A 23,244-nucleotide genomic window follows, 5' to 3' on the forward strand; every position below is an offset into this window, starting at 1 on the left:
TATTTGCCGCAATGGAATTACACCGCTAAACCACAGGTGGCATAATTCTGGATTTTATTTAATCCGCATTCCTTAGTTTGCTGATTTCTGCAATTAATTTTCCAGGACTTGCTTAATTCGTCGCTCTAACAAATCAAGATCCAAACTGCCTTCATCACGGTTAATTCGGCGCACAGTGGAATTAACATTGGCTAAATTAACCAATAAATCTTGAAGAATTTCCTGCTGCTGACGGGCTTGGGTAACTTCGCGTGGTTCTTGTACTAAATCACGCACGATGGTATCTTCAGCGCGAGAGGCGATAATTGGATCGTTTTGCCCTTGAACGTGAACAAAGGTTCGTCGCCCTGGGCCTCGCTCCTCTTCTATTGGTATAACTGCTGTCACTTGGTCAGAACGCACATATTTGCCAAATCCCAAATGGACTAGCTCTGATGAGAGTATTTTCATATAATTGAAGCTTTATTTTTATGTCTTACTTATATTGTAAAATCTAAAAAAGTGACTTAAAGCTATAGAGCATACGGGTTATACCCAATTCAAAGTAGTAGTTTCCTTTCCTAATCGCTGCTTTATATCTCTATTTCAGTCACACTATTCCTACTTTCTACATAACTTAAAGTTTTGGAAGAGGCGATACCTACGGTGAGCTACGCTAACGCACTTCATACAGCGATCGCAATTTGAGAATATCTTGCCATTCGAGATCGGTGAATGGTTGGGTAACTAGTTCTATGCCAAAGTACTGTTTTGCCGTTTCTGTCAATGTCTCCACAATCTTTGCAATCCAACTATCTTCTTCTTCTTGTGTGTTGCAGAGTGAGATATTCCACGGAGCAGGTTGTTCAAAGATTTCCTGAAATAAACCTTTGTCTGTAGACAAAATCATCGAGCCGTGTTGAAGAATGGTGTTTCTTCCCTTGCGTTGGGCGCTACCAATGAATTTACTTCCATCGGCAGTAACTAAGTCAGCCGCTGTTGCTGTGTTGAAGCAACTGGGATTGTGAATGTAACCTCGTCCAGCAGAACCATAATTTAACTCAATACCCAAGGTTTGCCAGCCTTGGATCAAAAAGTTACAGATGTTTTCATAGGTACCCCAGCTTTTTGCAGTACTAGCTGAGGTAATCAGGGCATAAGTTAAGTTTCCTTGGTGCAGAACAGCTCTACCTCCCGTTGGACGACGAACTAGATCGAGTGCCTGTCCCTGGTAAATCAGATTATGCCACTGGGCAGGCCATTGTTTTTGCAGATGTCCCAAGGAGAGAGCATGGGGATACCAGGTATAAAAACGCAGGGTAGGCGGGTGCTGTCCCTTTTCACATTGGTTGAACAACCAAGCATCGATCGCCATTTGTACTCCTCCTGATGTCTGAAGCATTGGGATGAAACGCCAGGTGGATGGTGGCTCGGTTGCTAGTTGTCTCATAGGTTCCGGACTTTGGAAATATATTGACATTCTAATATCAGTATTTGATAATGCTTTTATTTCAGAATTATAAGGAAAAATTTGTTCATGAATTTCATAAAAATGATATGTCAGTACGCGCTCCGTTCCGCGATTACTCTGGTACTGGCTGTGACTTTGTTTGTCACCAATTTATTCTGGCCAGCAGCGAGTGAAGCGATCGCTCAGGCGCTACCTGTACAGACCAACCAGCCACAAAGCAATCAGTCTTGGCTAACTGGCATTCTCCAACTAGCCTTCGCGAACATTCCTAACAACCTGAAATATACTAAGGATCACGAATGGGTTCGGGTTGAAGGCAACATTGCTACAATAGGCGTTACTGATTTTGCACAGAGGCAGCTTGGTGATGTTGTATTCGTACAATTCCCAAAGGTTGGCGAGGTTTTTGACCAGAATGATGAATTAGGTACTATCGAATCGGTTAAAGCAGTAGCAGAGTTCTATACTCCCCTAAAAGGAGAGATTGTAGAGGTCAACCAAGAAGTTTCTGATGACCCCGAACTAGTAAATACCGACCCCTATGGCGACGCTTGGTTGGTAAAAATCAAGTTTAGCGATTCCTCTGCGCTTAATGCTTTACTCTCTGACCAGCAATACAGTGAGTTCATAAAAGAGTCCTCAGAAGCCTAAAGCTAACTCTCTTCTCAAAAACAGGACTGTTTCATTTTCTGGCATTGCAGAGAAAGCAGAATGATTTTGCCGATTTTTTTAGGATGGGTCTAAAAGTAGAGACTTTGCATTGCAACGTCTCTACTTTTGGCAAAATTTCAAATCTAAAATTCGCCGATGAGAAAATCAAATAATTGATGCGCCATTTCTAATTTAGAACAAGGTGCAATTTCTACTTGCCGCCCTTGTATATCTAAAAATATCGCTTGATTATTATCACTGCCAAAACCACTATCCGGCTGATCGATGGGATTAGCAACGATCGCATCTAATTTTTTATTCTGTAATTTTTCTAACGCAGGATTGACAATATCTCCAGTTTGTGCAGCAAAGCCAACTAATATCTGATGCGACTGTTTGAGTTCTGCTAATTTGGCGACTATATCCGGTACGGCTTCTAAGGGTAAAGCTTGGGGAAGCGATCGCTTAGGCAATTTTTCTGTACTATAATCTCTGGGCTTCACATCTGCCACGGCTGCTGACATGACAATGATATCAGCGCTAGCTAAATATTCCAGCATGGCGTGGTGCATTTGCTCTGCACTAACAACGGGAATTGCTTGCACTCCTAATGGAATTTCCCAATTAGCTGGGGCATATACTAAGGTGACTTTTGCGCCTCGGTGAAGTGCCGCTTGGGCTAGTGCCAATCCCATTTTACCTGTAGAAGGATTACCAATAAACCTCACTGGGTCAAGATACTCTCGCGTTCCCCCAGCGCTAACTAATACTCGTTTACCTGCTAAATCTCGTTTGCCTTGAGTGTGTAACAACGATTGGATGTGAGCCAAAATTTCTGGAGGTTCTGCTAATCTACCAGCACCGATGCGATCGCACGCTAACAATCCTGATGCTGTATTCATCCCATGATATCGGCTATCTATCAATAGCTGTTGCCAATTTCGCTGCACTGATAGCTGTTCCCACATATCCGTATTCATTGCGGGTGCTAACAGCACGGGACAAGTAGAAGCGAGTACGGTATTTGTGAGTAAATTATCAGCCATCCCGTAGGCTAGCTTTGCTAATGTATTAGCTGTCAAGGGCGCAATTACCATAACATCTGCCCATTCACCCAACTCAATATGCAACGGACGAGAATGAGTTGGTTTCCAGAAATCATCATCTGTGTAGGCGGGATGACGAGATAGGGTGGCTATTGTCAGAGGTGTGATAAATTCTTGCGCCGAACGGGTAAGGATGACTCGGACTTCCACCCCAGTTTTAAACAGCGTTGAAACCAATTCGCAGATTTTGTAGGCGGCGATACCGCCACCTACACCAATTAGAACCCTGTTCAATTTTGGATTAGTCATACTAAAAAGTTAGGAGTAAGTAGTAATTTAGGAGCAAGTAGTTACGAATATTAATTTTCAACTCCTAACTCCTCACTCCTAACTCCTGTACAGACGCGATTAATCGCGTCTCTCCCACCTCAACTACGCTTCATCGTAGGGTTCCAAGTCTAAGAGGTAGATATAGGGTTCAACTAACTCTGGACGCTGAAATGCGATCGCTCGCAATAGATGCCAATCATTTAAACCCTCAAAAGCATTACTATAATTATCTAGATCGAGACGTGTAGCCAGTTCTTCTACTTCTGCCGCAGTCATGGCAGCAATTTCTTTCCTGGAAATGCTTAGAGTTGTCATAATGCTCGCCCCTCCCTTATGCAGCACTCGCCTTCAGCATGGGTTAAGTTGCGCTGAACGCAGCCACCCTATATATATTACTCATTAGAGGTCATTGATTTCGTGAAAATTTTCAGCATTTATACCAGAATTTATAAAAAATTCGTAATCCTGACTAGCTAATTAAATTTACAACGAAATTCCGTAGCACCTCTAACGTTTGTGGATTTATATCATGCCCCATGTCAAATTCATGGTATTCTACCGCGACTCCTAGAGACTTTAGAGTTTCTCGTGCCTTCACAGCAGCTTGCAGGGGTACAACTTCATCATATCTCCCGTGGCTGATTAAAATCGGCGAAATCCCTCTTTGATTTGCCATTACTGCATCAGGGTGTAAATACCCACTCATGACAGCTAAACCTGCTAGCGGCAATTTTGATCCGACATCTAAAGTCATTGCCCCGCCTTGAGAAAATCCACTTAAAATGGTGCGTGACAAAGGTACGCCAGTGCTACTTTCTAAAGATTGCAAAAAATCTATTAGCAGTTGCCGACTTTCTACCAATCCTTGATACATATTCTCCACCCGCAGGTCGTACCATGCCCTCCCTACAGGGGAATAGGGATAAGGAAAAGGTGCATTGGGTAATACAAACTGGTAATCAGGTAAGTTGAGCAAGGGTAACAAAGATGCTACATCCTCAGCATTAGCTCCCCACCCATGCAAAGTGACAATTAAGCCTGCGGGGGGTTGAGAAGTTTCTTTCTTGACAGTGATAGCTTGTAAAGACAGAGGTTTACTCCTAAAATTCTACTTTTGTATATAGATCCTATCTCTTCAAACAGACTTAGTATTTAGCGGTATTTGCTGCTTGTCTAAAGAATGCCCACATCATCATGGTACGAGTAGGAAAAATCTAAATTTTTTAAGAAATTTTCTTGCTTACCAGTACACGTTAATGGTAGAGGTTGAGAATATCAAGCTTATTGCGAAAAGTTTCTGGTAAGAATTTAGATGCAACAAGGAGATATATTGGGATTGCTCGGCCCATCTGGTTGTGGTAAAACTACGCTGTTTTGAATGATTGCTGGTTTTGAGCGATCGCAAACAGGAGAAATTAAAATTGGTGGACAGATAGTTTTATTTTGAATATTCAGGTTATCAATTGTTTTTTCATTAGCAATACTTTAGATTATTCTCATTCCTAATCAAACTTTAGGGATTTAATCCAGCTTGTTGAAAGATTGCGTGAGGGGTAATTTCCAATTCTGGTAGTAAATTATCAGTAATTATTTGATGAGATCGATAAGTAATCAGCAAGGAAGATGGCGCAAATACAGTTACAGTTCTAGCTTTTGTATCAACCACCCAAACACGAGAAACGCCAGCTTTCAGATAATCAGTCGCAATTTCTGCAATTTCACCAAAAGTTTGACCAGGTGAAATGATTTCGATAACTAATTCAGGTGCGACAGGACAAGCTTCGTCTAATAGCCAATCAGCAGGAAGACGGTTATGAGAAATATAGGTCAGATCGGCTACAGGCATCCAATCTTGTTGATTTCGTGTTAGTTTAATTGCCCATTCAATCACAACCCGACCTTTTGCTTGTGCCCATGCAGACAATAGTATAAATAAAGCACCAGTAGTCGAGCCATGAAAAAATTTTGGTGACATTTCATTATCTTTATACTTGGGTACAGCTTCACCATTAACAAACTCGTATGTAATATCTCCTTCGGGAAGTGCGAGAAATTCTTCTAGGGTTAGGCGTTGATTATAAGACTGAACCATAGGTGTTATTTGGGTAAAAGATGCTTACTTTTAGTTTAGGCGATCGCAAATATTAGAGATTAAGCCTACTTAGTCCTTATTTCCAGCATTTTCAACAGTGCTGACTCTGGGAAAGGTAAGCATATATAATTACACGAGTCAATATTATTCCTCATGGTCTTGAAGTGAAGCAAGGCTTATGCAAAACTTGAGATCCTTCGCTTCTAGCCTACTTTTAAGGAATTGATCAATGGCGCGTCTAGCCCTGCTGAGTGTATCTAACAAAACTGGTTTAATTGACCTAGCCCGTAGCTTGGTTGAAGAATTCGACTTTGATTTAATCAGCAGTGGGGGAACAGCCCAAGCACTCAAAGATGCGGGACTCCCTGTTACCAAAGTTGCAGATTATACAGGTTCACCAGAAATTTTAGGTGGTCGAGTCAAAACCTTACATCCCCGAATTCATGGCGGAATTTTGGCGCGGCGAGATGTTCCCCAAGATATTACAGATTTAGAAAATAATCAAATTCGCCCGATTGATTTAGTGGTAGTGAATCTATATCCTTTTGAGGAAACGATCGCTAAATCAGGGGTAACATTATCCCAAGCTGTTGAACAAATAGATATCGGTGGCCCTGCTATGCTGCGGGCATCATCGAAAAACTTCGCCCATCTCGCTGTATTATGCGATCCGGCACAGTATGACGAGTATTTACAGGAATTACGGCAAAATAACGGACAAGCATCCCTAGAGTTTCGGCAAAAGGCGGCATTAAAAGGATTTTCGCATACTGCTAGCTACGATCGCGCGATCGCATCTTATCTCGCAGAAGCACAGCAATATACCCTTAGCGGCACACAATTGCAATCTCTGCGTTACGGCGAGAACCCCCATCAACCCGCTACCTGGTATCAAACTGGTACTACTCCAACTGGATGGGCAGCCGCTACAAAACTCCAAGGCAAAGAACTTAGTTACAATAACTTAGTTGATTTAGAAGCCGCACGCCGAATTATTGCTGAGTTCACTGATACTCCAGCAGCAACGATTATCAAACATACAAATCCCTGTGGTACAGCACTAGGAAGTAGTATTTCAGAAGCATACCAAAAAGCTTTCAATGCTGATTCTACTTCTGCTTTTGGTGGAATTGTCGCACTCAACCGTCCGATTGATGCGGCTACAGCTAGCGAGTTAACCAAAACATTTTTAGAATGCGTGGTTGCACCAAGTTGTGAAGCCGAAGCTCAAGAAATCCTTGCCAAGAAATCTAACGTGCGGGTTTTGACTCTAGCTGATTTGAGCAGTGGACCTAAGGATACAGTGAAAGCGATCGCAGGTGGTTTCCTTGTCCAAACTAGCGATGACATCATTGCTGATACCAGTCAATGGCAAATAGTCACCGAACGTCAACCCACCACCGACGAATTAGCAGAATTGCTGTTTGCTTGGAAAATTTGCAAACATGTAAAATCGAATGCCATTGTTGTAACTAGCGATCGCACTACACTAGGAGTAGGTGCTGGTCAAATGAACCGCGTTGGCTCAGTTAAAATAGCTCTAGAACAAGCTCAAGAAAAAGCCAAAGGTGCAACTCTCGCCAGCGATGGATTTTTCCCCTTTGATGATTCAGTCAAAACAGCCGCAGCCGCAGGAATTACAGCCATTGTTCAACCAGGGGGAAGTTTGCGCGATAAAGATTCAATCAAAGCTGCTAACGAACTGGGTTTGCTGATGGTCTTAACTGGTGTACGTCACTTTTTACACTGAATTATTGACCGTGAAGTGTGCAGTTTACAAAGTGTCACATAATTTACTTTCCTTTTGATTAAATTAGTGATATTATTTAATCGTGTGTGAGGAGCAAGTTAAAAATAAAAAGCGCCTGGGGTGGAAACACGGCAACACTCCCAAGCGCTTTTTAATTTGTCAGAAATTGGATTGCTTGTGCAGTTTTGAAAATGTCACTCAATATACTTGCCATTTGATAGAAGTAGTGATACAGTCTATTTGTGTGTGAGGAGCAAGTTAAGAATAAAAAACGCCTGGGGTGGAAACACGGCAACACTCCCAAGCGTTTTTTAATTTGTGCATATAAATTTCTAGAAATTAACGCTTCCAAAATAATTTCATATTTTTACTTCCAGTTAAAGATACGAATATTGTTAAAGTTAATCACGTCAACTTCTACACTATGAAGATAACTTGCTAGCTTGAAGTCATCAGTTAGTACAAGATACTTCCCTTTAGATAAAGTCAGGATTCCACTGTCAGTAAGTCCGAATTTGATAAATTTATCAGTATTAACAGCATCTAAACTTTTTACGTAGTATTCATCCAAAAGAGCAACATTTTTAACAAATTGAGCAAATATTGCAAAGCACTGAGAACGTTCAGGTTCACCAAGTTGATTTGCAAGACTATTAACTTCTGTCAAAATATTCGGAGTTGTTACAAGCTTTTGAAAGCTTGCAATAAATGCTAGCAGAAGCTCATAATCTTCTGGTATAAATTGCTGGGTTCGATTAAATCTAGTTATTCGTTCTCTATTGACGTTCCCAACCAAGAACAGAAGCAGGATATTTGTATCAATTAAAATCCCTTTTTGGGAATAACGGCGAACAAGGGAAGCAATCAAATCTTTCATACTTCTCTAATTTTCATTGCCTCTACTTCGCCAGTTTGAGAATTTACTTTGAATAATTTATAAACTCGTTCAGATGTTCGAGAAGTAGTAAAAATATTGCTTAGACTTTTTTCAGGTTTATCAAAACCTAATGTAATCAGCCAGAAGCTTTGGTCTTCAGAAAGTTCTATTTCTTCAAGTCTTAAATCTGGTAATGAAGATCCCATCATATCTTGTAGGGATTTTAGGTATTCATACGCAGCATTCACTGCTGTTTTTACATCAATCATAATTTTACTTCCTCTATTGTCTAATTTTTCAATTATTTTTAATATATGGTTCCCAGTTCGCGGGCTAGGGTAGATTTACCAGCACCTCCAGAACCAATGATTAAGATTTTCTTCACCTTAGATGTGCATCTCCCTTTTCAAGCTCAAAAAGTAAGCATCGCTCACCCAAATAACCGTCTTTAGAGCAACTCAATACGCCGCTACAATAGTAGCACTACAAGGATTATGCCCAAATTATTGATCTTATGACCACTGCTACGACTGTAAAAACTGAGTATGAAGCGATTATTGGTCTAGAAACCCATTGTCAGCTGAGTACCAACACCAAGATTTTCTCTAATAGCTCTACGGCATTCGGTGCTGGCCCAAATACTAACATTGACCCGGTTTGTATGGGTTTACCTGGGGTTTTACCTGTACTCAATCAAAAAGTATTAGAATACGCCGTCAAAGCTGGTTTAGCACTGAATTGTCAAATCGCTAAATATAGCAAGTTTGACCGTAAACAGTATTTTTATCCTGACTTACCCAAAAATTACCAAATTTCTCAATACGATCTACCGATCGCAGAACATGGTTGGTTAGAAATTGAGTTGGTAGATGCTGAGGGCAATCCTACTCGCAAACGCATTGGGATAACGCGTCTGCACATGGAAGAAGATGCTGGAAAATTGGTACATGCCGGTAGCGTTGGCGAAGCCTCTCGGAACGAGACTCGCCTTTCCGGTTCTTCCTATTCTCTGGTAGATTACAATCGCGCAGGCATCCCGTTAGTGGAAATTGTCTCGGAACCTGACTTGCGTTCTGGACTAGAAGCTGCTGAATATGCCGAAGAGTTGCGCCGGATTGTGCGGTATCTCGGCGTGAGTGACGGCAATATGCAAGAAGGATCTCTGCGCTGCGATGTCAACATTTCCGTGCGTCCGGTGGGACGAAAGGAATTTGGCACCAAGGTAGAAATTAAAAACATGAACTCCTTCAGCGCCATCCAACGAGCAATTGACTACGAAATTGAACGCCAAATCGCTGCCATCGAAGCAGGCGATCGCATTATCCAAGAAACTCGGCTGTGGGAAGAAGGCGCTCAACGCACAAGTAGTATGCGGGTGAAAGAAGGTTCCAGCGATTACCGCTACTTTCCCGAACCAGATTTAGCACCAATTGAGGTGTCAAATCAACAATTAGAGCAATGGCGTAGCGAACTACCAGAATTACCAGCCCAAAAACGCCATCATTATGAAAGTGAGTTGGGGCTTTCAGCTTACGACGCGCGAGTGTTAACAGAAGATCGTTCGATAGCCGAATATTTTGAAACTGCGATCGCATCTGGAGCAAATCCGAAAGCTGCTGCCAACTGGATTACTCAAGATATCGCAGCCCACCTCAATAAGCAAAAACTTAGTATTGCTGAAATCGCCCTGACTCCCACCAATCTTGCAGATATCATCACTCGCATTGAAACGGGCAAAATTAGCAATGCTCAAGCTAAAGAAAAGTTGCCAGATTTGCTCAGTGGTATTTCTCCTGAGAAAGCCTTTGCCGGTCAAGAGTTAATCACCGATCCTAGTGTACTGGAACCCATAGTTGATGAAGTTATAGCCGCCAATCCCAAAGAACTAGAAAAGTATCGCAACGGTAACACCAACCTCAAAGGCTTCTTTGTCGGGCAAGTTCTCAAAAAGACAGGCAAACGTGCTGATCCTAAGCTGACTAACGAATTGGTCGAGAAGAAACTGAACGCCTAGTACCGCAAGGCGGAAGTCAAAAGTCAAAAGTTTTGTATATCAAGGCTTTTGCAAGTTTTAAAATGGTAGCTTGGTTTTCGCCCTACTGTGCTAGTACTCTGTCAAGTCAAGTTTGTTGAGTGAGGGATGCAGAGGGGAATTGCAGTAAGTCTTTCCCCTGTGCCCAATCTCCAACTACGTATTTTCCCGGTGATTCTTCATAAAATCTTTATATAAAAACTGGTGACAGCCCGCATACCTAAAATGCTATGCTGTGGTAAGTAGATGCACCCTGATGATCTGGAGAGCTGCCTAAGTGGCTCTCTTTTTTATTTTATTTTTGTGGTATTTACGGATAAACTTATAAGATTCTTAGAAATAATTTCAATAAATAAGTATTAACCCTTAAATCATAAACGATAGAGTGTACTAAGTAAATGCACCCTGATGATCTGAAGAGCTACTTAGGTCGCTCTCCTTTTTTGCTTTTATCTTTCGTCATAAGAAAGGTAAAAACAATTATGTCAATCGCCAACTAGTGCATTATTATTGCCATCAGCAAATAAACTCACAATACAAACGGACTGGGGAATGGGGAAGTAGGGGAAAACTAATAACTCAGTATGGGCTAAACGCCCCGCTAGCGCTAACAGCACTCAGCACTTTTCCAAAACACAAATTGACCTATCCAACCTGATAGTTGTAAGGAAGAATAATGGCAGATTGGCAAAAAATAACAGGCGGCATCACAGCACCAAGAGGGTATCAGGCAGCGGGAATTACCGCAGGGTTGAAACCTTCGGGGTTGCCAGATTTAGCTTTGATATTCTCAGAGGTGGAAGCGATCGCAGCTGGTGTGTTCACCACTAGTCAAGTTAAAGCTGCCTGCGTAGAATATTGTCGCCAACGCTTGCAAGCCAAACAGAGCGCTCGTGCCATCCTCTGCAACGCCGGACAAGCAAATGCTGCTACAGGGACTCAAGGCTACCTTGATACCTTAGAATCTGCTCTGGCAGTAGGTCAAGCACTAAACATTCCATCTGAATCTGTATTATTGGCTTCCACTGGTGTGATTGGTCAAAGAATTAAGATGGATGCTTTGCGAAACGGGATTCCCAAGGTAGTAACAGCATTATCAGACACAGGTTCGGATGCCGCCGCCGGGGCGATTATCACTACAGACTTGGTAACAAAATCCATTGCCCTAGAGACAACTATAAGCGATGCCTCCGGCGGGCTGCGCCAACGCCCGGTACGAATTGGCGGCATTGCCAAAGGTTCCGGCATGATTCACCCCAACATGGCAACCATGCTGGCATTTGTTACTTGTGATGCTGTAGTTTCGCCTCACCTTTGGCAACAGATGTTAGCAAGGGCAGCTGATAGAAGCTTTAATTCCATTACCGTGGATGGTGATACCAGCACCAACGACAGCTTAATCGCCTTGGCAAACGGTCAATCTCGCACCCCAGCAATTATAGAATGGGGCGCAGAAGCAGAGAAATTAGAGGCGATGTTAACAGCAGTTTGCCAGCATTTAGCCAAAGCGATCGCTCGTGATGGTGAAGGCGCAACCTGTCTAATTGAAGTGGAAGTAACAGGGGCCCATGATGAACTCTCAGCCCGACAAATAGCCAAAACTATCGCTGGTTCATCCTTAGTTAAATCTGCAATCTTTGGACGTGACCCCAATTGGGGACGCATCGCCGCCGCCGCCGGACGTGCAGGTGTGCCCTTTGAGCAAGAGAATCTGCAAATTAAGCTAGGGAATTTCTTAATGTTAGAAAATGGGCAACCTCTACAATTTGACCGTTCAGCAGCGAGTGCTTATTTGAAAAAAGCAGCAGGGGGTACTTATCTGCAACAGGATACGGTGTTAATCTCCGTTAATGTTGGCAATGGTTATGGTGTGGGTAAAGCTTGGGGTTGTGATTTGAGTTATGACTACGTGAGGATTAACGCCGAATACACTACGTGAATTACTCCCAATTGTTTGCGTTGTAGAGGCGCGATTCATCGCGTCTTTACCCAAGGATGTGTTGCAATCATTGATTGAATTGGTATCAGAATAGTCTTACAGTTTCTCATGCTGTGGCTGGATGGGGGAAAATGCCTAAGAAGCATATAGAACTTAGAAGGAAGAGGTACTTCAAGCTCAGTTCACAAATCGCTCAGTTGGATAATACACAATTGCGTTCTCTCTTTGACAATAGTGAGTCAAATGAGTCGAGCACGGGTTGGGGAATGAATCACACCATCGTCCTTGGGGAATCCAAGGTCTTTGTAAAACGTGTTCCGGTTACAAACATCGAATTTGACAATCTCTTCTCCACCAGAAATCTCTATAACCTGCCGACTTACTGTAATTACGGCTTCGGTTCCACTGGTTTTGGGGTCTTCCGGGAACTCGTTACCCATATCAAGACAACCAACTGGGTATTGTCGGGGGCAATTGCCACTTTCCCACTGATGTACCATTATCGGATTATTCCTTTCTCTGGGCGGCGTGCGGATGTCGATAGGTCGCGTCTAAAAGATTATGTTGAGTACTGGGGCAATAGTGCCAACGCCGGGAATTATATGTTAGATAGAGCGATCGCCAACTATGAGTTGGTTCTATTTCTAGAATACATACCACATATTCTGGAAACATGGCTGCGAGACAACCCCAACAAACTTCAGAAGCCCCTGGATGACTTACGCACGACGATTACCTTTTTGAGAAAGAAGGGAATTATCCACTTTGACGCACATTTTCGCAATATTCTCACCGACGGTAAACAGACATATTTGACCGATTTTGGTTTGGTACTTGACAAGAGTTTTACGTTGACTAAAGATGAACAGTCTTTTTTTAAGCAGAACACATTTTATGACTACGGAGAAGTCCTGCGGAATCTTGGTCATCTGATTCGATCGCCGTATGATTTATGTTCAAAGAACGATAAACGCAGGATTATGGAAAAATATGGCATAAAAGAAGGCTTAAAACCTTATGAACTGCGCTCTATATTACTCGACAACATTGAGCAGATACATGTTGATGGAGTCATGAAGTTAGATAAGTTTTATGTTGCCAGCATCGTCAAGTACCGTGGCATCATTGCGCTGATGCAAGACTTCTTTTCTGATATGTGGGCAAATAACAATAAGGACACGAAACTTCGTGACGCAGAACTAGGGCTGCTGCTTAAAGAGACGGGGTTTCTTCGTGGTATTGGAAACGGCAGATAGTTGCGATCGCTGGATAATAAATACACCTATTTGGGGTATTTGCTTAGGTCTTCAACTTTCCCAGCCTTACCATCTCACCCTCATCGCAGTGCGTTCCTAAATTATAGAGATAACATAATAGTTGTTATAAACAAAAACTTATATATGACAAATGACTACTAAAATTAAGTTACAAAAGAAGTGAAAATAGGAACCCATAAAGTAATTATAATACCCATCATAAATAAGAGTTTATATATTAGAAATTCTTCCTATAGTTAAGGATAATAGATAAATTTTTACTTATACATCCAATCTAATATTTGTTTAATAATTCCGACTCCAAGTTAACAATTTCGGCTTCAAAGGCTGTAAACTGATTTCAACAAGGTGAATGATACCTCTGCATCACACTATAAAAGCAGAGCCAATAATTTAACCGAGTTCTTATATAGGTAGCTATTTCATTGATGAAATGGCTGCGATCGCTTGACCAAATATAGCTTGATTAATCATTATTAATGCAATAAACACAAAGTTTTTTGCCTGAATTGTCATAGCTATAAAAAATAACATTTACGTTTTCAGGAGATATTTATGACAGAATTTTTTAATCAAATTTCTCGCCGCAAATTCATCTTCACAGCCGGAGCATCTGCGGGTGCTGTATTCCTCAAAGGCTGTTTGGGTAATCCTCCTGAAAACCTTACTGGTGGAAGCACTCAAGCACAACCAACTGCTCAAACGGTTGCTAATATTAGTCCCGAACAAACACCAGAAACTACTACAGCCAAGTTAGGATATATTCCCATTGTAGAAGCGGCTCCTTTAATTATTGCTAAAGAAAAGGGATTTTTTGCCAAGTATGGCATGACTAATGTTGACCTTTCCAAACAAGCTTCTTGGGGTGCAGCCAGAGACAACGTAGAAATTGGTTCTGCCGGTGGTGGTATAGATGGCGGTCAATGGCAGATGCCAATGCCACATTTAATTACAGAAGGTTTAATTACTAAGGGCAATCAAAAAATTCCCATGTATGTATTATGTCAATTAATTACGCATGGAAATGGAATTGCGATCGCAAACAAGCACCAAGGCAAAGGTATTAGCTTACAACTCGCCAGCGCTAAGTCTTTATTCAAGGAATTAAAATCCTCAACCCCCTTCACTGCTGCATTTACCTTTCCCCACGTCAACCAAGATTTGTGGATTCGCTACTGGTTAGCAGCAGGCGGGTTAGATCCAGATGCAGATGTCAAATTGCTCACAGTACCAGCAGCGCAAACTGTGGCCAACATGAAAACAGGAACAATGGATGCCTTTAGTACAGGCGACCCCTGGCCTTATCGCCTGGTGCAAGACAAAATCGGCTACGTAGCAGCATTAACCGCAGAAATTTGGAAAAATCATCCTGAAGAATATCTTGCGATGAGAGGCGATTGGGTTGATAAAAATCCCAAGGCTACCAAAGCAATTTTAAAAGGAATTATGGAAGCCCAACAGTGGTTAGATAATTTTGACAACCGCAAAGAAGCGGCTCAAATTCTGGCTGGACGAAATTATTTCAACCTTTCTTCACCAGAAATTCTCGCAGATCCATACCAAGGCAAATATGACATGGGCGATGGTCGCAAAATTGATGATAAATCAATGGCTGCTTATTACTGGAAAGATGAAAAAGGTAGTGTTTCCTATCCCTATAAAAGTCATGATTTATGGTTCATCACTGAAAATGTCCGTTGGGGATTCTTGCCAAAAGATTACATTGCTAATAATGCTGCTAAAGCTAAGGAACTTATCAACAAAGTCAACCGCGAAGATATTTGGAAAGAAGCTGCCAAAGAAGCTGGGATTGCCGCTGCTGATATTCCCACAAATACATCCCGTGGTGTAGAAGAGTTTTTTGATGGCATCAAATTTGACCCCGAAAAGCCAGAAGAATATTTGAAGAGTTTGAAAATCAAAAAGGTCAGTGTTTAGTCATTGGTCATTGGTCATTGGTCATTAGTTATTTGCAAAGGACAAATGACAAAGGACAAATAACAAATAAAATTTGAGGAGAACATAGCATCATGACACTCGCCCAAAAACGCCCTGTAAGCCCTAGATTGAATAATAGCTTTATATCCAACCTGAAAAAGCAATTTCCCGATCTGATACCACCAGCGATCGCCATCACAATCTTCCTCGTTCTCTGGCAACTCTTCGCTTGGATTCCAGGAGCCACATTACCAGGACCAATACAAGTTATCCAAGACACTTGGGTTCTGATTTTCTGGCCATTTTATGACCGAGGTGGCATTGATAAAGGTCTATTTTGGCAGATTCTCGCTAGTCTGCAACGAGTTGCTATCAGTTATACCCTAGCTGCGATCGTTGGTATTGCCTTGGGCATTTTGATTGGTGTCAATAAAACAATGTCTAAAGCTTTAGACCCCATCTTTCAACTACTGCGGACAGTACCACCTCTAGCTTGGGTTCCGATTTCTTTAGCAGCTTTACGACAAAACGAACCCGCAGCATTATTCGTAATTTTCATCACCGCCATTTGGCCCATCTTAATTAACACTGCTGTTGGCGTTACCCAAATTCCCCAAGATTACAACAACGTCGCCAAAGTTCTGCAACTTAGCCGCAAAGAATATTTCACTAATATTTTGATTCCGGCGGCATTACCCTACATCTTTACCGGTTTGAGAATTGCGATCGGTTTAGCTTGGTTAGCGATTATCGCCGCCGAAATCGTCATGTCCGGTATTGTCGGAATCGGCTTTTTTATCTGGGACGCTTATCAAAATAACAACGTCAGCGAAGTAATTTTAGCTCTAGTTTATATCGGTGTCGTTGGTTTACTCCTAGATAAAGCAATGGGTTGGCTTCAAAACAAGATTTTACCAGCAGAACAGAAATAGGGATTGGGGCACGGGGAATGGAAACTAGGAAAGATTTTTCCAATCCCTAATTCCAAATAATCTCTAATCTACAATGCTCAATGCCCAATGCCCAATACCCAATACCAAATAATCCTATGTTCGTAGCTGTTGATCAAATTGAAAAAGTTTTTGAATTAACTGGTGGTGGCAAATATATCGCTCTTAAAGGAATCGATCTCCAAATTAAAAAAGGAGAATTCGTTTCTTTGATTGGGCACTCCGGTTGCGGGAAATCCACTCTATTAAATATGATTGCGGGTTTAGATTTGCCAACTGAGGGTATTGTCACTCTCGAAGGACAAAGAATCACCAAACCCGGCCCAGACAGGATGGTGGTGTTCCAAAACTATTCCTTATTACCTTGGCGGACGGTAAGAGAAAATATTGCCCTCGCTGTGGACTCAGTAATGAAAGGTTCACCCGCAGCCGATCGCAAAGCCATTGTCGAAAAACATATAAATATGGTGGGTTTGCGTCCCCACGCTGACAAACAACCGGGAATGTTATCAGGTGGACAAAAGCAGCGAGTTGCGATCGCCCGCGCCTTAGCGATTCGTCCCAAATTACTGCTGCTAGATGAACCCTTTGGCGCATTGGATGCACTCACACGCGGCAATTTGCAAGAACAACTGATGCAAATCTGCGAAGAAAATCAAGTTACCGCCGTGATGGTGACACATGATGTCGATGAAGCGGTGCTGTTATCTGACAGAATCGTGATGCTAACCAACGGCCCCGAATCTAAAATTGGCGACATTTTAGAAGTGGATATTCCCAGACCCCGCAAGCGGATGGAAGTCGTAGAACATCCTAGCTACTACAGCTTGCGGAGTGAGATGATTTACTTCCTCAATCAGCAGAAACGGATCAAGAAAATTCGGGCGCGGAAAACTGCCGACGTTGCCCGTCATGGATTAGAAAAAGTTAACCTAGAAATTGGCTTTTTACCTCTGACAGCTTGCGCCCCCTTAGCAGTTGCTAAAGAAAAAGGCTTTTTTGTCAAGCATGGTTTAGATGAAGTTCACCTGGTGCGGGAAAGTAGCTGGCGGGGTATAGAAGATGGCATAAGTGGTGGTTACTTAGATGCGGCTCAAATGCCTTCAGGAATGCCGATGTGGCTAACTTTGGGAGGACATAATAATCAACCCCTTCCTGTTGTTACCGCCCTCACCATGACTCGCAACGGTAACGCCATCACCTTGGCAAAACGGTTTTACGATCAAGGCGTGCAAACCTTATCAGACTTCAGAAACCACCTGATTCTCACCCACGAACAACGGCATACAATGGGGGTAGTGCATCCCGCTTCTATGCACAACTTGCTGTTGCGTTACTGGCTAGCGGCTGGTGGAATTGACCCCGATAGCGATGTGGATATGAAAACCATTCCCCCAGCGCAGATGGTAGCTGACTTAAAAGCCGGAAGCATTGATGGTTACTGTGTAGGTGAACCTTGGAACTACCGCGCTGCTGTGGAAGGTGTCGGCTTTACTATCGCTACCGACTTAGAAGTTTGGTTAGGACACCCCGGTAAAGTTCTTGGTGTGCGGGAAGATTGGGCAGAAAATTATCCAAATACGCATATCGCCTTGACTAAAGCTTTGTTAGAAGCTTGTCAGTATTGTGCAAATCCCGAAAATACCCAAGAAATTCGGCAAATTTTAGCAGGGCGAGATTACGTCAGCACTGATTTAGAATACATTCAACTCGAAGATCCAGATAGTCTCACCTGTGACTTAGACCATCCGTTGCGAGACTATGCCCATCACCAGTTTTATTCTGAGTCTGCCATTAACCGCCCCAGTCGCACCGAACAAATTTGGATTATGAGTCAATTGGCGCGTTGGGGTGATACTCCCTTCCCCAGAAATTGGGTAGAAGTTGTTGAACGCGTGTGTCGCGTGCGTGTTTTCAGCACCGCCGCACGAGAATTAGGTTTGGATATTAGCTATATTCGCCAACCGATTCAACTATTCGATGGTACTCCCTTTAATGCCGACGATCCGATCGCCTATCTCAACAGTTTGAAAATTAAACGTGATTTTTCAGTCGCGGAAGTTGTTCTTGATGCACCAAGAAGGAGACTCGCATCATAAAAGAATGGCGAGAGAAAGAGGAAGTGGAAGAAGTAAAACAATCACGCGCGAGTCTTTGAACTCCATTAATGAACCTCTGAACTCCGTTAATGATATCTGACTTTTCACCCACCGTAAAAAAACCAACAAAAGACCTAACCCCCTACCCCTTCCCTTATAGGGAAGGGGGGAAAATTCAAAGCCTCTCCCCTAGAAGGAGAGAGGTTTGGAGAGAGGTCAGAATATTCATTTGCACATCGCCTAAATTAAGCTTTTTAATCCCCGAATACCAAATACCATGCAAAACCGCAACTCAACAGCTACAAACACACTAGAAAAATCATTCGCCACTGCAACCACCAGCCGCAGACCTTTCCTAGAAATTAAAGACGTTACCAAAGTTTATCCGACAAAGAAAGGTCCCTTTACTGTACTCGACGGCGTTAACCTCAACGTCGAACAGGGCGAGTTTATTTGCGTCATCGGTCACTCTGGCTGTGGCAAATCGACATTACTAAATATGGTATCCGGTTTTAACTTTCCCACCTCCGGGCAAGTGTTACTCGAAGGAGAACCAATCACCAAGCCAGGCCCAGACAGAATGGTTGTCTTCCAAAACTATGCGTTGCTACCTTGGCGAACTGCTTTTGAAAACATCTACTTAGCTGTCAACGCCGTTTATCCCAACAAACCACAAGCTGAAAAAAGAGCGATCGTCCGCGATCATTTAGCAATGGTGGGACTGGCTGATGCAATGGAAAAGAAACCAATGCAAATGTCCGGTGGTATGAGACAACGAGTTTCTATTGCCCGTGCTTTGGCAATTCGTCCAAAAGTCTTAATTTTAGATGAACCTTTTGGGGCGCTGGATGCCATTACCAAAGAAGAATTACAGGAAGAATTGCTCAAAATTTGGGGCGATAACCGTTGTACAGTGCTAATGATTACCCATGACATCGATGAGGCACTATTTTTAGCAGATAAATTGGTAATGATGACCAACGGTCCCCATGCGAAAATTGGTGAAGTCATGGAAATTCCTTTTTCTCGCCCACGCGATCGCAGCCGCATCATGGAAGATCCACAATACTACCAACTACGTAATTATGCTTTAGACTTCCTCTTTAACCGTTTTGCCCATGATGACGTAGGTTGAGCCAATTATTATTTTTCTAGAATGATTCTTTGTTCCTCCCGCCACCATACGCTATGGTGGCGGGAGGAACGCGTTGAGCTTCCAGCTAATTTTCCTGACTAGCAAAAACACCCCACTTTTAGAAAGCGATCGCACCCCACACTTTAGGCATTTGAAAAGTAGACCAAAAGGAAGCTCAAACTAACTGCGTCCACAAGTTATAAAGTATGTGTAGATAAAACAGCTAGTATGTTGAGAAAAAATCTGTATGACAAGCTACCCAGAAACCCTAACTAGTAACGAATCCATTAATGAGTTAATCGCCGAGACAACAAACATTAACCATCTGGAGGTAATTGAAAATGTCATCGACTCTTTGGAACAAGATGATAGCGCGATGGTTAGCCACACTCCAGAGGGTGGTTATCTCTGGAAATTTAAGTATGGAAGTGTGGAAGTATTTGTCCAACTCAACGGCACAACCGATGAAGACACCATAACGGTTTGGTCTGCGGTGCTAGATTTACCTGCCAAAAATGAACCTAAGTTAATGCGGTATCTTTTGGAGTTAAATTGCTCTAGTACTTTTGAAGCGCGTTTTGGTATTATTGAAAACCGGGTGGTTGTAATATCGACACGCACCTTAGCAGAGTTATCTCCTGGCGAAGTTTCTCGCCTTATTACCATTGTGGCAACGATCGCTGATAATAACGATGAAGCTTTACAAACTGAATTTGGTGCGACTTGACTAATCGCTTCGCTTCAGTTATGAGTTATGAGTGCTGAATTATATAAACTTTTTAATTCAAAACTCCCAACTCCTAACTCCTAACTCCTAACTCTTGAATTCTAAAGTGTGGCGACTAATTCCTTTGCTAGAGGCTGCTGGCAATGTGCAGATGGCGATTGACCGCTGGTTACTAGAACAGCACCAGTCTGGAAAACATCCGCCAACTCTGCGCTTTTATACCTGGTCGCCACCTGCCATTTCTCTCGGCTATCATCAACGCCAATACCCTGAATATTGGCAACATTTAACTTGGCAAGGGCAAAAACTAGATTTAGTGCAGCGTCCTAGCGGTGGACGCGCGGTGCTACACCAAGGTGATTTAACTTACACTGTAGTAACCTCTGGAGTGCCGGGTAGTCGCCTCCAGGTGTACGAAAAAATTTGTGAGTTTTTGATTCAAGGGTGGCGATCGCTTGGCGTAGAATTGCACTATGGTACGACTGGGCGAGGTTACATCCACAACCCTAACTGTTTTGGCACAGCAACTAGTGCAGATTTAGTTTTGCCAGATGGTGCAAAACTCATTGGTAGCGCTCAATTGCGACGTGGAGGGACGATTTTGCAACATGGTTCAATCCGTTTGCAACCCGATGCTGAACTGTTTACTCAAGTATTTGGTGCAGAATCTTTTACCAACGTGGAACTGCATCAAAGTTTGACTGTGGACAAGATTATTGCAGCTTTAGTCACCGCAGCTAGTCATTGTTTTGATATGCAGACAGAGTTGCAACCCCTCTCGCAATCTGAGTTGGAAGCAATTTTGGCGCATCATATCAAGTCCGGTTAATCACTTATGATTACCACATCTGTGCAAAAATCGTAAAAGCCTCTTTCCCCCTGCCCCCAGCAAGAACTGCGGTCTAAATGATAAGTCTTTACCCGAACACGATATCAGCCCTGAATCTTGAGATTTGATTGTGGATGGGATTGACTAGATTTTGAATTGTAGATGATTATCTCAAAAAATTTAGTGAATCTGCAAGAATTTTTTTCTGTGTACCTATTAAAAAACGTCTGGGAGTGTTGCCGTGTTTCCACCCCAGACGCTTTTTATTTTTAACTTGCTCCTCACACAATTAGATAATATCACTGCTTCAATCAAAAAACGAGTATATTGAGTGACACTTTCAAAACTGCACCACCAATTTAATTTATTCTGATACCATTTCACGTAATTCCAGCCATAAATAAGCTAATCCGCCTTTAATTTGCATAATCTTGATCCTTAGAAAGACACTCTTACACAGATAAAGGGAGACGCAAAGAGCCAATTTGAATGATTATTAGCTGACGTAAATATACCGCGAAACATTAACTATTTTATGGCAGTTAGTCAAGATATTTTAAATTAAACAATCGCACCATAGATTCTGACTAAAAGTCTATTAAAATTATAAAAATAAATTAACTTTTTAATATGTCAATAAACTATTAAAATTTAAGTATTCTAAACGAACTATCAAAAACGTAAATACCCGCAATCTAGCTTTCCCATATCGTATTATAGAAAAATTAAAAGTGTGTTTGCGCGCATTAATTATACGCACGTCATTGTTAATTTTTTGTTGAGCTTGTAATAGTACTTTTTAAGACATTAATCGTTATTGTGCCACTGATGCGGACTTTACTTATGTGTATGCATACAAATCATGCAAACCCAATAATTGCCAAACTTTCTGCTTGAGCATTATTGTGCCTTGGAAACAATTGCAAATTAAGGCTTTGAGATTCATAGCAACCCCAAAATTCCAATTTAATTGGTCTAAAATGTAGCGCTAAGTGTTGACAATCTATAAATAATCGAATAACAAGGTGGCAGCAGCATTTAAAAAAAGCGTTAGTGCATTCCTACCTAGAACCTAATTAACGCCCTTGATGAAACTTCATACGGATAACATATTTATGCCAGAAAATACGGATTACAAAGCTTCTCAATCAGACAATCAGGCTATTGCTTATAAAGAACGCCTCAATTCTTGGGCGATCGCTCGTCTACTTCCTAATACGCAACGGGAGATTGTTGCTCGCTTCCGCAGCCGTTCTGATGCCGATGGCTATATGCGACACCTCCCTCAGGAAATACCAAATGCTTCCTACATGGTTGTTTTTGATTGTCAACGCCAAGAAGCTGTGATTTAAACTATAAGTATAGGTAATAGACCTATCTTGAAAATAGGGAACAGTTTACAGGTGACAGGGAACAGAGATAGGGATTTTCATTCTCAATTGTGCTCGGATAGCGGGCGTTTTTTGAACACTCTGTTCATGGGCGTCTCTTACAAAAGGGACTTTTGCTCTCTCGTGGTGGAAAGGAAAGGGTTAATGGTGAAAAGGAAAATTCAATCCCTTTAACCCTTCTTCCTAATCCCCACTAACCTTTTCTTGCGATCGTGGACGTAGCCTGCTTTACCTTTTCAAATCCGAGTTTCGAGCCACCCTTGCCAATTCACCAAATATTCAGAAGGCAGGAGACTTATGCTTAAAAGCTTGGGAATTAGGCTGTGGACGACGCCAGATGATCTTACTTGGGCTTTGCCCAAAACCGTAGTGGCTCCCCTTCTCCTAAAGTATGTACTTCTCTCAGGTTGCCCGTAGTGATGAAATGCTGTGCTAGCGCCTGCCGTAGGATGCCCGTATCCCTACGGGGAAGCAAGCTACGCGTAGCGTCTCCTTTAGGAGAAGGGCTGTAGGGATAAGACCGCACTGGCTGCTTTGCATCTCGCGCTGCGCCTTTGGATACAATTCTTTTTATACTAGTGCGGCTCTAAACCCACAACTAAAGTTTCTGGTAATACTTCTTTCCTACTACATTCTGCCTTCTGCCTTTCTTTGGGCTCTTCAGTACTTGTTATGCTAAATTCCTTTGATAAAACCCTGAAATCCTTATTTTTAAATATAATTAGTATTAT

General features: G+C 42.3%; 25 protein-coding genes. 14 read left to right on the forward strand and 11 right to left on the reverse strand.

Going from position 1 to position 23,244, the window contains the following annotated elements; all coding sequences use genetic code 11:
* Positions 1-93 precede the first annotated feature (93 nt).
* Together RM347_RS32795 and RM347_RS32800 are read right to left on the reverse strand one after the other, a co-directional pair.
* Complete coding sequence (locus tag RM347_RS32795; protein WP_104900334.1) at positions 94-450, reverse strand: hypothetical protein; 357 nt, start codon at positions 448-450, stop codon at positions 94-96.
* A gap of 205 nt (positions 451-655) precedes the next feature.
* Positions 656-1,429: a lipoate--protein ligase family protein gene (locus RM347_RS32800; protein WP_322718537.1), complete on the reverse strand. Its 774-nt coding sequence runs from the start codon at positions 1,427-1,429 to the stop codon at positions 656-658.
* Between the two features lie 87 nt (positions 1,430-1,516).
* Between RM347_RS32800 and gcvH the strand changes: the two genes are divergently transcribed.
* Complete coding sequence (gene gcvH, locus RM347_RS32805) at positions 1,517-2,101, forward strand: glycine cleavage system protein GcvH (protein WP_322718536.1); 585 nt, start codon at positions 1,517-1,519, stop codon at positions 2,099-2,101.
* A 143-nt stretch (positions 2,102-2,244) separates the two neighbouring features.
* On the opposite strand, the gene coaBC is transcribed toward gcvH, so the two are convergent.
* The 3 genes from coaBC to RM347_RS32820 all read right to left on the reverse strand — a co-directional run bounded on the left by coaBC (position 2,245) and on the right by RM347_RS32820 (position 4,552).
* Positions 2,245-3,456, reverse strand: coding sequence for a bifunctional phosphopantothenoylcysteine decarboxylase/phosphopantothenate--cysteine ligase CoaBC (gene coaBC / locus RM347_RS32810; protein ID WP_322718535.1), 1,212 nt, complete (start codon positions 3,454-3,456; stop codon positions 2,245-2,247).
* A gap of 123 nt (positions 3,457-3,579) precedes the next feature.
* Positions 3,580-3,792, reverse strand: coding sequence for a protein IsiD (gene isiD, locus RM347_RS32815; protein ID WP_190732777.1), 213 nt, complete (start codon positions 3,790-3,792; stop codon positions 3,580-3,582).
* Positions 3,793-3,946: 154 nt separating this feature from the next.
* The gene (locus RM347_RS32820) at positions 3,947-4,552 is read right to left on the reverse strand and encodes an alpha/beta hydrolase (RefSeq protein WP_322718540.1); all 606 of its coding nucleotides are present in this window, start codon (positions 4,550-4,552) and stop codon (positions 3,947-3,949) included.
* Positions 4,553-4,789: 237 nt separating this feature from the next.
* Between RM347_RS32820 and RM347_RS32825 the strand changes: the two genes are divergently transcribed.
* Positions 4,790-4,855, forward strand: coding sequence for an ATP-binding cassette domain-containing protein (locus RM347_RS32825; protein WP_322718539.1), 66 nt, complete (start codon positions 4,790-4,792; stop codon positions 4,853-4,855).
* Between the two features lie 135 nt (positions 4,856-4,990).
* On the opposite strand, the gene RM347_RS32830 is transcribed toward RM347_RS32825, so the two are convergent.
* Complete coding sequence (locus RM347_RS32830; protein WP_322718534.1) at positions 4,991-5,569, reverse strand: Uma2 family endonuclease; 579 nt, start codon at positions 5,567-5,569, stop codon at positions 4,991-4,993.
* A gap of 229 nt (positions 5,570-5,798) precedes the next feature.
* Here RM347_RS32830 and purH point away from each other — a divergent pair, with 229 nt between their 5' ends.
* The gene (purH, locus tag RM347_RS32835) at positions 5,799-7,319 is read left to right on the forward strand and encodes a bifunctional phosphoribosylaminoimidazolecarboxamide formyltransferase/IMP cyclohydrolase (protein ID WP_322718533.1); all 1,521 of its coding nucleotides are present in this window, start codon (positions 5,799-5,801) and stop codon (positions 7,317-7,319) included.
* A 367-nt stretch (positions 7,320-7,686) separates the two neighbouring features.
* Here purH and RM347_RS32840 read toward each other — a convergent pair whose 3' ends face one another.
* Both RM347_RS32840 and RM347_RS32845 read right to left on the reverse strand, forming a co-directional pair.
* Positions 7,687-8,196 carry a PIN domain-containing protein gene (locus RM347_RS32840; protein WP_322718532.1) on the reverse strand — a complete coding sequence of 170 codons (510 nt, stop codon included), beginning with the start codon at positions 8,194-8,196 and terminating at the stop codon, positions 7,687-7,689.
* A complete protein-coding gene (locus RM347_RS32845) occupies positions 8,193-8,465 on the reverse strand; it encodes a hypothetical protein (protein WP_322718531.1) in 273 nt (90 codons plus the stop codon). The genes RM347_RS32840 and RM347_RS32845 overlap by 4 nt, the downstream gene beginning before the upstream one ends.
* A 45-nt stretch (positions 8,466-8,510) precedes the next feature.
* Between RM347_RS32845 and RM347_RS32850 the strand changes: the two genes are divergently transcribed.
* The gene (locus RM347_RS32850; protein WP_322718530.1) at positions 8,511-8,648 is read left to right on the forward strand and encodes a hypothetical protein; all 138 of its coding nucleotides are present in this window, start codon (positions 8,511-8,513) and stop codon (positions 8,646-8,648) included.
* A 62-nt stretch (positions 8,649-8,710) separates the two neighbouring features.
* Positions 8,711-10,210, forward strand: a complete 1,500-nt coding sequence (gatB, locus tag RM347_RS32855; RefSeq protein ID WP_322718529.1) for an Asp-tRNA(Asn)/Glu-tRNA(Gln) amidotransferase subunit GatB — start codon at positions 8,711-8,713, stop codon at positions 10,208-10,210.
* Between the two features lie 503 nt (positions 10,211-10,713).
* On the opposite strand, the gene RM347_RS32860 is transcribed toward gatB, so the two are convergent.
* Entirely contained in the window at positions 10,714-10,845 is a 132-nt protein-coding gene (locus RM347_RS32860) for a hypothetical protein (protein ID WP_322718528.1), read from the reverse strand.
* Positions 10,846-10,904: 59 nt separating this feature from the next.
* Between RM347_RS32860 and argJ the strand changes: the two genes are divergently transcribed.
* Positions 10,905-12,167, forward strand: a complete 1,263-nt coding sequence (argJ, locus tag RM347_RS32865; RefSeq protein ID WP_322718527.1) for a bifunctional ornithine acetyltransferase/N-acetylglutamate synthase — start codon at positions 10,905-10,907, stop codon at positions 12,165-12,167.
* A 239-nt stretch (positions 12,168-12,406) separates the two neighbouring features.
* On the opposite strand, the gene RM347_RS32870 is transcribed toward argJ, so the two are convergent.
* A complete protein-coding gene (locus tag RM347_RS32870) occupies positions 12,407-12,667 on the reverse strand; it encodes a hypothetical protein (protein WP_322718526.1) in 261 nt (86 codons plus the stop codon).
* Between RM347_RS32870 and RM347_RS32875 the strand changes: the two genes are divergently transcribed.
* The 8 genes from RM347_RS32875 (at position 12,659) to RM347_RS32910 (ending at position 22,474) form a co-directional block, all read left to right on the forward strand.
* A complete protein-coding gene (locus RM347_RS32875) occupies positions 12,659-13,423 on the forward strand; it encodes a hypothetical protein (RefSeq protein WP_322718525.1) in 765 nt (254 codons plus the stop codon). The two genes, RM347_RS32870 and RM347_RS32875, sit on opposite strands and share 9 nt — an antisense overlap.
* A gap of 576 nt (positions 13,424-13,999) precedes the next feature.
* Complete coding sequence (locus RM347_RS32880; RefSeq protein ID WP_322718524.1) at positions 14,000-15,382, forward strand: CmpA/NrtA family ABC transporter substrate-binding protein; 1,383 nt, start codon at positions 14,000-14,002, stop codon at positions 15,380-15,382.
* 92 nt (positions 15,383-15,474) lie between these two features.
* Positions 15,475-16,314, forward strand: a complete 840-nt coding sequence (ntrB, locus tag RM347_RS32885) for a nitrate ABC transporter permease (protein WP_322718523.1) — start codon at positions 15,475-15,477, stop codon at positions 16,312-16,314.
* A gap of 80 nt (positions 16,315-16,394) precedes the next feature.
* Positions 16,395-18,431 carry a nitrate ABC transporter ATP-binding protein gene (locus RM347_RS32890; RefSeq protein ID WP_322718522.1) on the forward strand — a complete coding sequence of 679 codons (2,037 nt, stop codon included), beginning with the start codon at positions 16,395-16,397 and terminating at the stop codon, positions 18,429-18,431.
* Positions 18,432-18,708: 277 nt separating this feature from the next.
* Positions 18,709-19,566, forward strand: coding sequence for a nitrate ABC transporter ATP-binding protein (locus tag RM347_RS32895; protein WP_322718521.1), 858 nt, complete (start codon positions 18,709-18,711; stop codon positions 19,564-19,566).
* 247 nt (positions 19,567-19,813) lie between these two features.
* Positions 19,814-20,293, forward strand: coding sequence for a YbjN domain-containing protein (locus RM347_RS32900; RefSeq protein ID WP_322718520.1), 480 nt, complete (start codon positions 19,814-19,816; stop codon positions 20,291-20,293).
* Positions 20,294-20,444: 151 nt separating this feature from the next.
* Positions 20,445-21,122, forward strand: a complete 678-nt coding sequence (locus RM347_RS32905) for a lipoate--protein ligase family protein (protein WP_322718538.1) — start codon at positions 20,445-20,447, stop codon at positions 21,120-21,122.
* Positions 21,123-22,237: 1,115 nt separating this feature from the next.
* Entirely contained in the window at positions 22,238-22,474 is a 237-nt protein-coding gene (locus RM347_RS32910; protein ID WP_322718519.1) for a hypothetical protein, read from the forward strand.
* 382 nt (positions 22,475-22,856) lie between these two features.
* Here RM347_RS32910 and RM347_RS32915 read toward each other — a convergent pair whose 3' ends face one another.
* Positions 22,857-23,039, reverse strand: a complete 183-nt coding sequence (locus tag RM347_RS32915; RefSeq protein ID WP_322718518.1) for a hypothetical protein — start codon at positions 23,037-23,039, stop codon at positions 22,857-22,859.
* Positions 23,040-23,244: the final 205 nt, after the last annotated feature.

It is taken from the genome of Nostoc sp. ChiQUE02, assembly GCF_034531305.2.
Classification (GTDB): Bacteria; Cyanobacteriota; Cyanobacteriia; order Cyanobacteriales; family Nostocaceae; genus Nostoc.